The organism is Rhodanobacter geophilus, from assembly GCF_040812275.1.
In the GTDB taxonomy this organism is placed as follows: domain Bacteria; phylum Pseudomonadota; class Gammaproteobacteria; order Xanthomonadales; family Rhodanobacteraceae; genus Rhodanobacter_A; species Rhodanobacter_A geophilus.
Genome location: NZ_JBFOHL010000007.1, coordinates 160,980 through 176,244 on the forward strand (window position 1 = coordinate 160,980; position 15,265 = coordinate 176,244).

Annotated in this window: 17 protein-coding genes and 1 tRNA gene; 16 read left to right on the plus strand and 2 right to left on the minus strand. The window is 66.4% G+C overall.

Going from position 1 to position 15,265, the window contains the following annotated elements; all coding sequences use genetic code 11:
* The first annotated feature begins 20 nt into the window (after positions 1–20).
* The 15 genes from ruvC (at position 21) to ABQJ56_RS09490 (ending at position 11,667) form a co-directional block, all read left to right on the plus strand.
* Positions 21–542 (plus strand): crossover junction endodeoxyribonuclease RuvC, encoded by a 522-nt coding sequence (gene ruvC / locus ABQJ56_RS09420; protein WP_367844754.1) that lies wholly within the window; start codon positions 21–23, stop codon positions 540–542.
* A complete protein-coding gene (ruvA, locus tag ABQJ56_RS09425) occupies positions 539–1,132 on the plus strand; it encodes a Holliday junction branch migration protein RuvA (RefSeq protein WP_367844755.1) in 594 nt (197 codons plus the stop codon). Before ruvC ends, ruvA begins: the two co-directional genes overlap by 4 nt.
* Positions 1,133–1,137: 5 nt before the next feature.
* Positions 1,138–3,039: a potassium transporter Kup gene (locus ABQJ56_RS09430; RefSeq protein WP_367844756.1), complete on the plus strand. Its 1,902-nt coding sequence runs from the start codon at positions 1,138–1,140 to the stop codon at positions 3,037–3,039.
* Positions 3,040–3,258: 219 nt separating this feature from the next.
* Entirely contained in the window at positions 3,259–4,308 is a 1,050-nt protein-coding gene (gene ruvB / locus ABQJ56_RS09435) for a Holliday junction branch migration DNA helicase RuvB (protein ID WP_367844757.1), read from the plus strand.
* On the plus strand, positions 4,301–4,711 hold the full coding sequence (gene ybgC, locus ABQJ56_RS09440; protein ID WP_437343410.1) for a tol-pal system-associated acyl-CoA thioesterase: 411 nt from the start codon (positions 4,301–4,303) through the stop codon (positions 4,709–4,711). The genes ruvB and ybgC overlap by 8 nt, the downstream gene beginning before the upstream one ends.
* Positions 4,712–4,742: 31 nt before the next feature.
* A complete protein-coding gene (gene tolQ / locus ABQJ56_RS09445; protein ID WP_367844759.1) occupies positions 4,743–5,426 on the plus strand; it encodes a protein TolQ in 684 nt (227 codons plus the stop codon).
* A gap of 12 nt (positions 5,427–5,438) precedes the next feature.
* Complete coding sequence (gene tolR, locus ABQJ56_RS09450) at positions 5,439–5,900, plus strand: protein TolR (RefSeq protein WP_367844760.1); 462 nt, start codon at positions 5,439–5,441, stop codon at positions 5,898–5,900.
* Positions 5,887–6,831, plus strand: coding sequence for a cell envelope integrity protein TolA (tolA, locus tag ABQJ56_RS09455; RefSeq protein ID WP_367844761.1), 945 nt, complete (start codon positions 5,887–5,889; stop codon positions 6,829–6,831). Before tolR ends, tolA begins: the two co-directional genes overlap by 14 nt.
* Complete coding sequence (tolB, locus tag ABQJ56_RS09460) at positions 6,828–8,162, plus strand: Tol-Pal system beta propeller repeat protein TolB (protein WP_496430678.1); 1,335 nt, start codon at positions 6,828–6,830, stop codon at positions 8,160–8,162. The genes tolA and tolB overlap by 4 nt, the downstream gene beginning before the upstream one ends.
* Before the next feature lie 249 nt (positions 8,163–8,411).
* Positions 8,412–8,921, plus strand: a complete 510-nt coding sequence (pal, locus tag ABQJ56_RS09465) for a peptidoglycan-associated lipoprotein Pal (protein WP_077482362.1) — start codon at positions 8,412–8,414, stop codon at positions 8,919–8,921.
* Between the two features lie 66 nt (positions 8,922–8,987).
* Positions 8,988–9,803, plus strand: a complete 816-nt coding sequence (gene ybgF, locus ABQJ56_RS09470) for a tol-pal system protein YbgF (protein ID WP_496430679.1) — start codon at positions 8,988–8,990, stop codon at positions 9,801–9,803.
* Between the two features lie 10 nt (positions 9,804–9,813).
* Positions 9,814–10,503: a 7-carboxy-7-deazaguanine synthase QueE gene (gene queE, locus ABQJ56_RS09475; protein ID WP_367844764.1), complete on the plus strand. Its 690-nt coding sequence runs from the start codon at positions 9,814–9,816 to the stop codon at positions 10,501–10,503.
* A 71-nt stretch (positions 10,504–10,574) separates the two neighbouring features.
* Complete coding sequence (gene queC, locus ABQJ56_RS09480; RefSeq protein WP_367844765.1) at positions 10,575–11,270, plus strand: 7-cyano-7-deazaguanine synthase QueC; 696 nt, start codon at positions 10,575–10,577, stop codon at positions 11,268–11,270.
* A gap of 61 nt (positions 11,271–11,331) precedes the next feature.
* Positions 11,332–11,407 (plus strand) — tRNA-Lys (locus ABQJ56_RS09485).
* Positions 11,408–11,541: 134 nt separating this feature from the next.
* Positions 11,542–11,667 carry an Arm DNA-binding domain-containing protein gene (locus ABQJ56_RS09490; protein WP_437343412.1) on the plus strand — a complete coding sequence of 42 codons (126 nt, stop codon included), beginning with the start codon at positions 11,542–11,544 and terminating at the stop codon, positions 11,665–11,667.
* On the opposite strand, the gene ABQJ56_RS09495 is transcribed toward ABQJ56_RS09490, so the two are convergent.
* Complete coding sequence (locus ABQJ56_RS09495) at positions 11,642–12,670, minus strand: GlxA family transcriptional regulator (protein ID WP_367844766.1); 1,029 nt, start codon at positions 12,668–12,670, stop codon at positions 11,642–11,644. The two genes, ABQJ56_RS09490 and ABQJ56_RS09495, sit on opposite strands and share 26 nt — an antisense overlap.
* Positions 12,671–12,993: 323 nt before the next feature.
* Here ABQJ56_RS09495 and ABQJ56_RS09500 point away from each other — a divergent pair, with 323 nt between their 5' ends.
* On the plus strand, positions 12,994–13,854 hold the full coding sequence (locus ABQJ56_RS09500; RefSeq protein WP_367844767.1) for an alpha/beta fold hydrolase: 861 nt from the start codon (positions 12,994–12,996) through the stop codon (positions 13,852–13,854).
* Positions 13,855–14,226: 372 nt separating this feature from the next.
* Here ABQJ56_RS09500 and ABQJ56_RS09505 read toward each other — a convergent pair whose 3' ends face one another.
* Entirely contained in the window at positions 14,227–15,222 is a 996-nt protein-coding gene (locus tag ABQJ56_RS09505) for a YncE family protein (RefSeq protein WP_367844768.1), read from the minus strand.
* Positions 15,223–15,265: the final 43 nt, after the last annotated feature.

Sequence of the window (15,265 nt, forward strand, 5' to 3'; positions counted from 1 at the left end):
GCGGTCGCCGGCACTCCGTGATGACCCGCATCCTCGGCATCGACCCGGGCAGCCAGCGTACCGGCGTGGGCATCATCGACGTCGATGCTGCCGGCAAGCTCACGCATGTGTTCCACGGCGCCCTGGCGGTGGCGGGCGAGGCCAGCTTCCCGCTGCGCCTGAAACGCATTTTTGACGAATTGAATGACATCATCGCCGCCCATCGCCCGGACGAGTGCGGCATCGAGCGCGTGTTCATGGCGCGCAATGCCGATTCGGCCCTGAAGCTGGGGCAGGCGAGGGGCGCCGCGATCTGCGCGGTGGTGAGCCGGGGAATCGCGGTGCACGAATATGCAGCGACGGAAGTGAAGCAGGCGGTGGTCGGCAGCGGTCGCGGCGACAAGGCCCAGGTGCAGCACATGGTCGGCGTGCTGCTGGGATTGAAAGGCCCCATGCAGGCCGACGCCGCCGATGCGCTGGCGATCGCGGTGGCGCATGCGCACACGCGCGCCAGCCTGGAACGCGTGGGCATTCCGCGCACGGCCTGGAGGCGGCGGCGATGATCGGTCGCCTGCGCGGGACGCTGGTGGCGAAGCAGCCGCCGTGGCTGCTGGTGGAAGTGGGCGGCGTCGGCTACGAGCTGGAGGCGCCGATGTCCACCATCTACGACCTGCCCGGGCTGGGCAAGGAAGTGACCCTGCTCACCCACTACGCGCAGAAGGAAGACAGCGTGGCGCTGTACGGCTTCCTGCAGGAGGCCGAGCGCGCGCTGTTCCGCAACCTGCAGAAGGTCTCGGGCATCGGCGCGAAGATCGCGCTGGCGGTGCTGTCCGGCGTGTCGACGAACGATTTCGCGCGCCTGGTGCATGCCGGCGACGTGGTGGCGCTGACCAAGATCCCCGGCATCGGCAAGAAGACCGCCGAACGCATCGTGGTGGAACTGCGCGACCGCGTGGACGGCATGGCCACCAGCCTGCCGGGCGCCGCGGCGGCGGGTGCGCCGCTGGATGCGGCCGGCGAGGCCACGGTGGCGCTGCAGCAACTGGGCTACAAGCCCGCCGAGGTGGCGCGGCTGGTGCAGAAGGCCGCCGCCGATGGCGACGACGCCGAAGCCATCATCCGCAAGGCGCTGCGCGCCGCGCTGGGGAGTTGAGTCAAGTGAGCCATACCGTTGCCAGCGGCGATGCCGCTGCCGAAACCAAGCGGCGCCTTGCCGCGCTGGCCGTGGGCGCCATCGGCGTGGTCTACGGCGACATCGGCACCAGTCCGCTGTACACCCTGCAGACCACGCTGAGCCACGACGGCCTGCATCCCTCGCCGGCCAGCGTCTACGGCGTGCTGTCGCTGATCTTCTGGGCGCAGATCCTGGTGGTGTCGCTGAAGTACGTGGTGTTCATCATGCGCGCCGACAACAAGGGCGAGGGCGGCATCATGGCGCTGATGGCGCTGGCCCAGCGCTGCGTGCGCGAGCAGCCCCGGCTGCGCTGGGTACTGGTGATCCTCGGCATCTTCGGCGCGGCGCTGTTCTACGGCGACGGCGTGATCACGCCGGCGATCACCACGCTGGGCGCGGTCGAGGGCGTGAAGGTGATCGCGCCGGGGCTGGGCAAATGGGTGGTGCCGATCACCGTGGTGGTGCTGATCCTGCTGTTCCTGCTGCAGCGGCACGGCACCGAGCGGGTAGGCAAGCTGTTCGGCCCGGTGATGATGGTCTGGTTCATGGTGATCGCGTTGCTGGGCGTCAACATGATCGTGCGCCACCCGCAGGTGCTGCTGGCGATCAACCCCTGGTACGGAGTGAGGTTCTTCTTCACCCATGGCCTGCAGGCCTTCATCGCGCTGGGCGGCGTGGTGCTGGCGCTGACCGGGGCCGAGGCGCTGTACGCGGACATGGGGCATTTCGGCAAGAAGCCCATCCGCGTGGCCTGGTTCAGCTTCGTGCTGCCGGCGCTGGTGCTGAACTACTTCGGCCAGGGCGCGCTGCTGCTGATGCACCCGGAGGCGATCGACAGCCCGTTCTTCAAGCTGGTGCCGCAGGTATTGCTGTACCCGATGATCGGGCTGGCCACCGCCGCGGCAGTGATCGCCTCGCAGTCGGTGATCTCGGGCGCGTTTTCGATGACCCGCGAGGCGATGTCGCTGGGCTATTCGATGCGCATGCCGATCGTGCACACCTCGCGCGAGATGTCCGGGCAGATCTTCGTGCCCTGGGTCAACAACTTCCTGCTGTTGATGGTGCTGTTCGCGGTGCTGCATTTCGGCAGTTCCGAGCGCCTGAGCGCGGCCTACGGCATCGCGGTGACCGGCACCATGAGCATCACCACGGTGCTGGCGCTGATCGTGGCGCGCCGGCAGTGGGGCTGGAAGCTGCCGGTGGTGTTTGCGGCGGGCGTGCTGTTCCTGGTGATCGACCTGTCTTTCTTCGGCGCGAACCTGATCAAGGTCGAGTACGGCGGCTGGTTCCCGCTGGTGCTGGGCCTGGCGGTATTCACCTGGATGACCACCTGGCGCCGCGGCCGCGAGCTGGTGGTGCGCGAGATCAAGCAGGGCGGCCTGGCGCTGGCGCCGTTCATCGAGGCGATGCGCGAGCATTCGCCGCTGCGCGTGCCGGGCACGGCGGTGTTCCTTACCGCGAACCAGGACGCGGTGCCGCATGCGCTGCTGCACAACCTCAAGCACAACAAGGTGCTGCACGAGCGCAACGTGCTGCTGACGGTGGAGATGCTGGAGACGCCGGTGGCGGACGCCGAGGAGCGCATCCACATCGACGCGCTGGGCGACGAGTTCTACGGCATCGCGCTGCGTTTCGGCTTCGCCGAAGACCCGAACGTGCCGCTGTCGCTGTCGCAATGCGCGCGCGCCGGCCTCGGCTTCGACATGATGGATACCACCTTCTTCCTGTCACGCGAGAACATCGTGGCCGACAAGCGCCGGCCCGGCATGGCGCTGTGGCGCGACAAGCTGTTCGCCTTCATGGCGCGCAACGCGCTGCCGGCCACCGCATACTTCCAGATTCCCGGCAACCGCCTCATAGAGCTGGGGGCGCAGGTGGAAATCTGATCCGCACACGGATCAGATTTCCGCCCGCGCCCCGCGGTCCATGGATGGACCGCCCGCATGCCGACCGCGCTGCGGTCGGCATGCGGAGCCCCGATCGGGCGTAGTCCGGCCGGGGCGAGCCCAGGAAGGGCAGGAAAGCCCTTCCTGGGCTCATAGGAACGGCGCTCTTGCTCTTGCTTTTCGCTCCTTTTTCGGAGCCAGTGCCGCCATAATGGCGCCATGACCGACCCCCGTCTCATCACCCCCGTCTCCCAGCTCGACGACGAGGCGCTGGAGGCGACGATCCGTCCGCGGCGCTTCGCCGAATACCTCGGCCAGCAGGCGGTGCGCGAACAACTGGAGATCTACATCGAGGCGGCGCGCAGGCGTGGCGGCGCGCTGGACCACGTGCTGATCTTCGGACCGCCCGGTCTCGGCAAGACCACGCTGAGCCATGTCATCGCCAACGAGCTGGGCGTGAGCCTGCGCTCCACCTCCGGCCCGGTGCTGGAACGCGCCGGCGACCTCGCCGCGCTGCTCACCAACCTGCAGCCGAACGACGTGCTGTTCGTGGACGAGATCCACCGGCTGTCGCCCGCGGTGGAGGAGGTGCTCTATCCGGCGATGGAGGATTTCCAGATCGACATCATGATCGGCGAGGGCCCGGCCGCGCGCTCGATCAAGCTCGACCTGCCGCCGTTCACCCTGATCGGCGCCACCACGCGGGCCGGGATGCTTACGGCACCATTGCGCGACCGCTTCGGCATCGTGCAGCGGCTGGAGTTCTACACCGTCGATGAATTGACCGCGATCGTGCGCCGCGCGGCGAAGATCCTCGGCATCCCCTGCGAGATCGACGGCGCGCAGGAGATCGCCCGCCGCGCGCGCGGCACGCCGCGCATCGCCAACCGCCTGCTGCGCCGGGTGCGCGACTACGCCGAGGTGCGCGCGGGCGGCCAGATCACCCTGGCCGCGGCGCAGGCCGCGCTGGACATGCTGAAGATCGATCCGGACGGCCTCGACGAGCTGGACCGCCGCCTGCTGGGCACCATCATCGAGAATTTCGACGGCGGCCCGGTGGGCGTGGAATCGCTGGCCGCCGCGCTCAGCGAGGACCGCGGCACGCTGGAGGACGTGGTCGAGCCCTACCTGATCCAGCAGGGCTTCCTGGTGCGCACCGCGCGCGGCCGCATGGCCAGCGCACGGGCCTGGCGCCATCTCGGCCTCGCCCCGCCGCCGCGCCAGCCGCAGCCGGCCGACCTGTTCGCGGGGGATGCCCTCGATGGCTGAGCGCGAGCCCTTCCGCTGGCCGGTGCGGGTGTACTGGGAGGACACCGACGCCGGCGGCGTGGTCTACCACGCCAGCTACCTGCGCTTCCTGGAGCGGGCCCGCACCGAATGGCTGCGCGCGCTGGGCATCGGCCAGATGGCGTTCAAGGAGACCACCGGGCTGGCCTTCCTGGTGCGCGAGATGCAGCTGGATTTCCTGCGCGCCGCCCTGCTGGACGATGAACTGACGGTGACGGTGGCTGTCAAGGAACGGCGCGCAGCCAGTATCCTTTTCGGCCAGACGATCGCCCGCGCCGACGGTGCCTGCCTGGTCCGCGCCAACGTGCGCGTGGCCTGCGTGGACACCCGGCGCATGCGCGCCGTGGCGATACCCGCCGACCTGATCCCCGAACCTTCCCCCTGACCACCCTGCCTGTGCGGAGTACCCCAAGCCCATGAACGGCGGACTCAACGTTTTCGAACTGATCGCCAATTCCAGCCTGCCGGTGCAGGGCGTGCTGCTGATCCTGCTGGTGTTCTCCTTCCTGTCGTGGGTCATCATCATCCGCAAGTACGGCCAGACCAAGGCCGCGATGGAGAATGCGGAGGGCTTCGAGGAGCGCTTCTGGTCCGGCGGCGACCTGGCCCAGCTGTTCCGCGAGGTGAGCCACCGCGGCGCCGAGGGCGGCATGGAAACCATCTTCGAGTCGGGCTTCCGCGAATTCGCCCGCCAGCGCCAGCGCAAGACGCACGATGCGCGCGGCGTGATCGAGGGCGCCGAGCGCGCGATGCAGGTGGCCAGCACCCGCGAGATCGGCGTGCTGGAGCGCAGCCTGGAGTTCCTCGCCAACGTCGGCTCGATCAGCCCCTACGTGGGCCTGTTCGGCACGGTGTGGGGCATCATGGGCGCGTTCCAGGGCCTGGGCGACATGAAGGACGTCACCATCGCCGTGGTCGCGCCGCACATCTCCGAGGCGCTGATCGCCACCGCGATGGGCCTGTTCGCGGCGATCCCCGCGCAGTGGGCCTACAACCGCTACGCCACCAAGGTGGAGCGCATCGCCTCGCGCTACGACGTGTTCCAGGAGGAGTTTTCCTCCGTGCTGCAGCGGCAGATCCAGTCCGACGACGCGGCCTGAGCGGAGCCTGCCATGCGCAATGCGAAGCGCCACCGGCGCTACAAGCTGAAATCCGAGATCAACGTCGTTCCCTACATCGACGTGATGCTGGTGCTGCTGATCATCTTCATGGTCACCACGCCCATGCTGAACTCCAACGTCGACGTGAACCTGCCGCAGGCGAATGCCAAGGCGCTGCAAGGCAAGAAGGATTCGCTGGTCGTGCAGGTGGCGAAGGACGGCAGCCTGGCCCTTGTCATAGGCAACGGCAAGCCGCAGCCGCTGGAGGAGGCCGATCTCCAGACCAAGGTCAAGGCCTTCATGGACGCCAACCCGCAACTCAGCGTGCTGGTGGCCGGCGATACCGGCGGCAACTACGGCGGCGTGTACAAGGTGCTGGCGGACCTGCAGCAGGCAGGGGTGGACAAGGTCGGCCTGATGAGCACGCCTGGCGACGGTTCCGGCCAGGGTCAGGGGTCCCATGGACGACCGTAAGGCGACCCCGCGGGCGGTGGTGCTGTCCGCCCTGCTGCACCTGGGCATCGTGGCGTTCCTGTTCCTCGCGGTGCTGCCGTGCGCCAGCTACGAGGCGTTTTTCAGCGCGCTGCACCTGCCGGCGTGGATGAACCCGATCACCTGCTCGCGCCCCCTGGAACTCAAGGGGCCGGTGATCGAGGCCACCCTGATCGGCCCCACCGGCAGCCCGCCGCCGAAGGCAGTAAAGACCAAGCCGATCCCGAACACCGTGCCGCCCCCGCCGGCGGTGCCGCCGCCCCCGCCGCCACCGGAAGTGAAGCCCAAGGTGGCGCCGCTGCCGCCGCCGCCAGAGCATCCGGACATCAAGGACCAGGAGCGCGTGGTCCAGCAGGGCCTGCAGCAGGCCGAGGAAAAGCAGGTGCAGGAGGAGAAGCAGCGCCAGCGCCAGGCCGAACTGGACGCGCAGGCCGCCGCCAAGAAGAAGCAGGAAGAGCTGAAGAAGATCGACGACCTGTTCGCGAAGATGGACGCGGCCTCGGCACAGACCAAGCGCGCCGACAGCAAGGCGAAGCAGGCCAAGCAGCAGCTGGCCGACCTCAAGAATGCCCAGGACAACGGCCAGGCCGACCTGCCCAATGCCGCGCAGCGGCAGACCGGCAACAATGCCCAGAACAGCAACCTTGCCGACGAATATGCAGCAGCCATTCAGAATGCGGTCACGCCGAATTGGTTAAGGCCGGATAACATGCCGAATGCCCCGTGCAAGGTTCATATCGTGCAGCTGCCGGGCGGCGACGTGATGAGCGCCACCGTCGATCCCAGCTGCCCGTACGACGATGCGGGCCGACGTTCGGTGGAGAACGCTATCCTGCGCACCAGGACCTTGCCGTACAAGGGTTTCGAGAGCGTGTTCCAGCGCAACCTGACCTTCACATTCACGCCGCAATGATGAGCCCGATGCGCAAACCGAATCCGTTGTACGTCCTCATCCTGCTGCTCGCGACGGCACTGTTCGCCGGACCGGCGGCCGCCCAGTCCTCCGGACTCGACATCCAGATCGTCGGCGGCGTGAAGACCGCCACCCCGATCGCGGTGGTGCCGTTCGCCCAGCCCGGGGTGGCGCCGCTGCCCACCGACGTGGCCGACGTGATCCGCAACGATCTCAATCGCAGCGGCAAGTTCCGCTCGCTGGCCAAGAGCGACATCGTGGAGTTCCCCGCCAAGGGCGCGGACATCAAGTTCGCCACCTGGCGCCTGCTCAAGCAGGACTTCATCACGGTGGGCAGCGTCAGCGACGCCGGCGGCGGCATGCTGAAGATCAACTACGAGCTGTGGGACGTGAACAAGCAGCAGAACCTGCTGGCGGCGTCCTACACCGCGCCGGCCGGTGACCTGCGCGGCGTGGCGCACCAGATCGCCGACGCGATCTACCAGAAGATCACCGGCGTGCGCGGCGCGTTCTGGACCCGCATCGCCTACATCACCCAGGTCGGCCTGGGCAACAACACCAGCTATTCGCTGGTGGTGGCCGACTCGGACGGCTACAACCCGCAGGTGGTGGCGCGCTCGCACGAGTCGCTGATGTCACCGGCGTGGTCGCCCGACGGCAAGAAGATCGCCTACGTTTCCTTCGAGAGCGGCAACTCGCAGATCTACGTGCAGGACCTCACCACCGGCGCCCGCCAGCTGGTGGAGTCGCATGCCAAGGGCATCAACGGCGCGCCGGCGTGGTCGCCCGATGGCAGGAAGCTGGCGGTGGCGCTTTCCTACGTGGGCAACCTCGAGCTGTTCGTGCTCGACCTGGCCAGCCGCCAGGAGACCCGGCTGACCCACAACCTCGCGATCGACACCGAGCCGGTGTGGGCGCCGGACGGCCAGTCCATCTATTTCACCTCCGACCGCTCCGGCCGTGCCCAGATCTACAAGATCCCGGCCAGCGGCGGTACCGGCGAGCGCGTCAGCTTCCAGGGCCAGTCCAACTCCAACGCCGACATCAGCTACGATGGCAAGCAACTCGCCATGGTGCAGAGCAACGGCAACGTGTTCCGCATCGCGGTGATGGACCTGGGACTGGGCGGGCAGGTGCATTACCTCTCGCCGGGGTCTCTGGATTTCGGCCCCAGCTGGGCGCCGAACGCCAGCATGCTGCTGTACGGCGCTACTGAAGGTCCGCGCGGTGTGCTGTATGCTACGTCGGCCGATGGCATGGTGCGCCAGCGTCTCGCGCTTGCCAATGGCAGCGTGAGCGATCCCGCTTGGGGGCCGTATCGACAGCAATGAATGAGTTTTCGTGCCGCCGCATTCGCATGCGTCGGCCGATGCCGCCGGGGGCGGCCCGCAAGGGGCGCGCCCGGCATGTTTTGCCGGCCGCAGCGCCTTCGCGCGCCAGGGTCAGCCATTGAAGGCGCGCATCACACGCCGTTGATCTTGCAAGACCAGAATAAACAACAGCCGGTCCACCGGCGATTTCGTCCCGTAACCAGTCCGTCACTGTATGCCGGAACTCAACACGTTTGAAGGAACGTCACCATGAATAAGACCGTTCGCGTCGCCCTGGTCGCCCTGCTTTGCGTTGGCGCGGCCGCCTGTTCCAAGAAGCAGGAAGTCAAGCCGCAGGCTCCGGCCAGCGAGCCTGTCGCCCAGACCCAGCCGGCCGAGACCAGCGGCAAGTACACGCCGGCCGACCTCAACACCGATGCCTGCCTGCGCCAGCGCGTCGTGTACTTCGACTTCGACAAGTCCGAGATCAAGCCGGAGTTCCAGCAGATCATGGCTTGCCACGCCAAGTACCTGCAGGACCGTCCGATGGCCCAGATGCGCCTCGAAGGCAACACCGACGAGCGCGGCTCCAAGGAATACAACCTGGGCCTGGGCGAGCGTCGTGCGAACGCGGTCTCCAGCGCGCTGCAGGCCAATGGCGGTTCCGCCAGCCAGATCAGCGTGATCAGCTACGGCAAGGAGAAGCCGGTGTGCCGCGAGCACAATGAGGACTGCTGGAGCAAGAACCGCCGCGTCGAGATCGTCTACACGGCCGAGTAAGCGATGAAACCACTGGCCGGCAAACTTGCAGCCAGGATCGGCATGGCGGGCGCAATCGCGTCCGCCATGCTTTTCGTGCTGCCGGTGTTCGCGCAGGACTCGCGCCTGAGCCTCGCCGATCGCGTCTCCCTGCTTGAGCAGCGGGCGCAGAACAAGGACCAGAGCGGCGTTGCGATGGTCAACCAGCTGCAGCAGATGCAATCGCAACTGCAGCAGATGCAGGGCCAGATCGAGGAATTGCAGCACCAGCTGCAGCAGCTCCAGGACAAGAGCAAGGACCAGTACATCGACCTCGACTCCCGCGTGGGACGCCTCGAGGCCGCCAGCAAGACGGGCGCGGCGCCGGCTTCCGGCAGCAGCGCACCGGCCACCGCGGGAAGCGCCACCGCTCCGGGCGCAGCCGCCACAGCCGCCGCCGCGGCAGGCAGCGCGGCCGCCCCGGCCGCCAAGGCACCGCCTGCCGGGAACGGCAAGCCGCTTTCCGCCGCGGACAACGCCGCGGCACAGGCGGCCTATGACGCCGCCTTCAAGACCCTGCGCGGCGGCGACTACGTCGGCGCCTCGCGCGATTTCCGCAAGTTCATCGAGCAGTACCCGGATCACCCGCTCACCCCGAACGCGTTCTACTGGCTGGGCGAGTCGTACTACGTCACCACCAACTACCAGGTGGCGCTGCAGGCCTTCCAGCACCTGCTGAGCCAGTTCCCGCAGAGCGAGAAGGCGCCCGATGCGCTGCTCAAGGTCGGCTACTGCCAGTACGAGCTGAAGCAGGTACCGGCCGCCAAGGCCACGCTCGAGTCCGTGGTCAGCAAATACCCCAGCTCCAAGGCCGCGAGCCTGGCGAAGGAGCGGCTGAGCCGCATCCAGACCACGGCTGGTTGAGGGCCATGTGGTGAGCGAGACCAGCACCAGCGCGGTCGACGCCGTGCCCCCGGCCGTCGCCGGGCGGTTGCGTATCACCGAGATCTTCCACTCGATCCAGGGCGAGGCCGACGCGATCGGCTGGCGCACGGTGTTCGTGCGCCTCACCGGCTGCCCGCTGCGCTGCGTGTGGTGCGACACCGAGTACTCGTTCCATGGCGGCGAGTGGCGCGCCATCGACGACATCCTGGCCGAGGTCGCCAGCCATGGCGCGCGGCATGTCTGCGTCACTGGCGGCGAACCGCTGGCGCAGAAGCGCTGCCTGATCCTGCTGCAACGCCTGTGCGATGCCGGCCACGAGGTGTCGCTGGAAACCTCCGGCGCGCTGGACGTGGCCGCGGTCGATCCGCGCGTGCGCAAGGTGATGGACCTGAAGGCACCGGATTCCGGCGAAAGCGCGCGCAACCTGTGGCCCAACCTCGATCACCTGCTGCCACACGACCAGGTGAAGATCGTGATCGCCAGCCGCGCCGACTACGAATGGGCGCGCGGCGTGGTGGCCGAACATGCGCTGGAGCGGCGCTGCATGGTGCTGTTCTCGCCGGTCTGGGGCAAGGTCGAACCGCGCGAACTGGCCGAATGGATCATCGCCGACAAGCTTCCGGTGCGTTTCCAGCTGCAGATGCACAAGCTGCTGTGGAACGACGCCAGGGGAAAGTAGTGCGCTTCGGCCTGTGTTGCCGGTGGCGTTTTTCCGGCCGGTGACCGGCCGTACTTCAGTGGATGAACCCCATGTCTGAGACATTCCAGCGCAAGGCCGTCGTGCTCGTCTCCGGCGGCATGGACTCGGCCGTCACCATCGCCATCGCGCGCGAACAGGGCTACCAGGTGCACGCGTTGAGCGTGGCCTACGGCCAGCGCCACGGTTCCGAACTGGAAGCCTCCGGGCGCGTGTCGAAGATGCTCGGCGCGGCCGAGCACAAGACCGTGCAGGTCGACCTGCGCAGCATCGGCGGCTCGGCGCTCACCGCCGACATCGACGTGCCGCTGGACGACGGCGCGCACGACGGCGACGGCCACATCCCGGTGACCTACGTGCCGGCGCGCAACACCATCATGCTGTCGATCGCGCTGGGCTGGGCCGAGGTGCTGGGCTCCAGCGACATCTGGTGCGGCGTCAACGCGGTGGACTATTCCGGCTACCCGGATTGTCGCCCCGCCTTCGTCGAGGCCTTCGAGCGGCTGGCCAACGTGGCCACCAAGGCCGGCGTGGAAGGCGCGGGCATCCGCATCCATGCGCCGCTGATGCGCATGAGCAAGGCGGACATCGCGCGCGAAGGCGCGCGGCTGGGCGTGGACTTTTCCGTCACCGTGAGCTGCTACCAGGCCGACCCCCAGGGCCGCGCCTGCGGCCACTGCGACGCCTGCCGCCTGCGCGCGCAGGGCTTTCGCGAGGCGGGGCTGCCCGACCCTACGCGCTACGTCTGAGGCATCCGTTGCTTGTGCGCATGCGGCGCAATCCCTAAAATCGCCAATCCACTTGCATGTCGGGTCGTTAGCTCAGCTGGTAGAGCACTGGACTTTTAATCCATTGGTCCCGGGTTCGAGTCCCGGACGACCCACCAAATAGCCGTCCAACGGCACTCGACGAAGGCCGGAAACCCTGGCAACAGTAAGGGTTCTGGCCCTTTTCTTGTCCGATACCGTCCAACGGCATCCGTTGCAATCTGCCCCCAGACGAGGGCGCTGGAAGTAGCAGATCAACGGCAAGGAAAAGCGGTTAGCGCTGGGCATCTACCCCGACCTCGGCCTGGCCGACGCGCGCGGCAGGCGTGACGAAGCCCGGAAGCTGCCATCGATCACCGATGCTCAGCGATGGCTTTGAATTTGGTGGTTTCGACGCGCGAAAAGCGACGTCGATAGTCCGACGGCGTCAGGCCCATGATTTTGTGAAACACGCGGCGAAAGCTGCCGGTATCGTCGTATCCAATGCTTTCGGCTATGTCGTCGATACTTCTTCGGGAAAATTCCAGCATTTCCCTTGCCCGCGTGACACGCAGCCTCTGCTGGTATTCGCTTGGCCGCATGCCGGTTGCGCTGGTGAAGCGGCGCAATAGGGTTCTTGGCTGAAGACAGGCGTAGTCGGCGATGTCGGCAACGGACAGTGAGCACTCGCGTTGCGTCCATAGCCACTGTTGGACCTTTAGGATGGCCGCGTCGCCGTGTTTGGTCTTGGGGTTGAAGTCGCTGTAGAACCGTTGCTCTCGCCCCGGTGGGTCGACGAGCATGTAGCGGGCGGTTTCCAGCATCACGGTGAGGCCGAGGAATCGCTCCGTCAGGCGTAGGCCAAGATCGGCCCATGCAAGTACACCCCCCGCAGTCATCACGTCGCCATAATCAATCACCATCCGATCGCTCTCCACCAGCACGTCCGGAAACCGGGCGGCGAAGTGGTCGGCAAGCGCCCAATGTGTCGTCGCCTGGCGCCCGGTCAAGAGCCCCGTCTCCGCCAACAGGAATACCCCGCCGCAGACCGCAGCCATGACCACGCCGGCTGCGTGGTGCTGGCGAAGCCATGGAATGAGAGCACTCGACGCCAGGCTCTGCTGGGTAGCGCGAAGATTGCCGGGAAGGATGAGCACATTCGGCGCATGCGGCAGCCAGGGGTGACTATCGGTGGCGCTGATGACGTTGCTTTCGCCATCACGGGCGAGCCAATGGACGATGCGGATAGACGTCGAGCCGCCGTTCCCTCGCAGCTTCGCCGACATCTCTGCAGCGTAGGTAAAGAGGTCGGTCAAGCCATGGACGCCGGCAAGCGATGTACCAGCGTCGCAGACCAGCCCGATCTCCAGATCCGGGGCAAGGAATGTTGCCGTTTTTGCCATGATCTTTGTCCGATTTGTCCGTTGTAGCGACGCGCTATCCGAGAATACGCTCGGGGCAGCCGAGTGGCTCAGATTCCTCGCTACCCGCCCGGTCCACCTGCTGCTCGCGCTCGCCGGGAATATCGGGGCCGCCTGGACCACGATGGCGCAGTCGTTCTTGCTCGGGTGTCGGATCCCCCGGTAAGTCCTCGGAGCGATCTTCCCGATGCACGAGCTACTCGGGGCATATGCAAAAAGGATGGAGCACCGAAAGTCGGGACGTCCCTCTCCATGCCGCCCAAATCAACCGTCCCATTCCTCCACTGTCCACGATGGGTGATGACATGAATCAGCAGTTTGGCGATGCCACGGGTACAGGCAGTTCGTTCGTTACAGTCAGTGACGGGACCCAGATCTTTTACAAAGACTGGGGCAGCGGCCAGCCACTCTTCTTCCACCACGGCTGGCCTTTGAGCGCGGATGACTGGGACGCTCAGATGATGTTTTTCCTGAAAGAAGGCTACCGCGTCATTGCACATGACCGCCGAGGGCATGGGCGTTCAACGCAGACAGACAAGGGGCACGACATGGACACCTATGCGGCTGATGTGGCGGCAGTGGTGGAAGCGCTTGACCTCAAAAATGCCGTGCACATCGGGCACTCCACCGGAGGTGGCGAGGTGACGCGGTACGTTGCTCGCCATGGAAAGGGGCGCGTGAAAAAGGCGGTGCTCATCAGCGCGGTACCACCTCTTTTCAGGAAGACCGAGAAAAACCCGAACGGTGTTCCCCAGGAGGTCGTGGATAGCATTCGTGATGGAACGGCTAAGCACCGCGCACAGTTTTATAAGGACATCACCATTCCATTTTACGGTTACAACCGACCGGGCGCCGACGTTTCCGAAGGCGTTCGGGAGAACTGGTGGCGCCAGGGCATGATGGGGAGCATCTTGGCCCATACCGAGTGTGTGCGTGTTTTGTCCGAAACTGAGTTTTACGATGACCTCGCGGTGATCGATGTTCCCGTGCAGGTCATGCATGGCGAGGACGACCAGATTTGTCCGTTCTCGACCACGGGTGCGGTCTCCTGGAAGCTCCTCAAACATGGGACGTTGAAGTCCTACCCAGGGTTGCCGCATGGCATGCCAACGACGCACGCCGACCTGATCAATGCTGACCTTTTGGCGTTCATCAGGGCGAGCTGAGCACGGCACCGGCTTGTACCCGGCATTCAATCACCATCAGTGTTGCCGTCCGCACCAGCAAAAAGCTCAGTGGGAGCAGTGGGTTATATTCGCATCGGGTCGGAATCAGCCCCTGATCGGCAGGGGTACTGGCCCGGGCCTGAGCACCATGTGTACCGGCATTCATGCAGGTTACGTGGCAGGTTCACTCGGTGTCGCCACTCACATTGGATACGGCGGATTTTTCTGACTTGCGGTCGCGTGAAAATTTTCACACTCGTCGCTTAAGCTCGAGGGAGCGAACTTCTTCGCTCCCTCGCTGGCTTGGGTCAGAACGGCAAGACACAATGAAATTCGGAGCGCCCATGGGCGCTCCTTTGGTTTGCGGCATCTTCAACGCGCGCCCACCACCAGCGCAGTGAAGTCCTTCACCGGGGCACGACGCGGCGCGGGCGCGGCGGCGACCAGCCAGATGCGATGGGTGGCCTGGTCCAGCGCCATGGTGCGCGCGCCGACCTGGGTGGGCACGTTCGCCACCACGTGGTAATGGCTGGCATCGTCCTCGTGCACGATGGTCAGCGTGCCATCGTGGTTCGAGCTGTAGACCAGCCGGGTGGCGGGATCGAAGCGGGCTGCGTCCGGTCCGTTGCCGATCGCCACGGTGGCGACCTGGTGGCCGTCGTCGGCGTCGGTGACCACCATCAGCCGGTTGTCGCAGACCGAGAACAGGCGGCGGGACTTCGTATCGATGGCCAGGCCGCTGGGCGAATCGCAGGGCGCGAGCTTCCACACGGCATCGACCTTGTCGGTCTTCGTGTCGATGCGCGCCAGTTCGCTCTTGTCCTCGAGGTTGGCGTACACGTGGCCATGGCCGTCGCTGACCGCGAACTCGGGCCGGCCGGGCAGGGCAATGTCGGCGATGGCCTTGTCGCTGGCCGGGTCGATCACGCTGGCGTTGCCGCTGTGGCCGTTCATGGTCAGCACGTGGCCGCTGGCCGGATCGAACACGATGGCGTCGGGGCCCTGGCCCTCGATCGGGATGTCACGCAGGTTCTTCAGGCTGTCCAGGTCGATCACGTGGACGCTGTTGGCGGCGCCGTCGCTCACGTAGCCGCGCCGCAGCTTCTGCACCAGCGCAATGCCGTGGATGTGCTGCATGCCGGGAATCTCGCCGGCCAGCTTGCCGTCGCGGGTGTCCACCACCATCACGCGGTCATTGCGGGCGATCAGCAGATGGTGCGCGGCCGGGTCGATGGTGAGGTAATCCCATCCGCCGCTGCCACCCAGCGGATGGCGCTGCAGCACGGCGTAATCCGGCGTGGCGGCGAAGGCCGATGCGGCAGCGGCACTGCCGACGGCGAGGAAGAGCAGCGAGGCGAGAGACTTCATGGCGGACTCCAGCGGGATGGGTGGCACGGGTCCGCCAAGCATG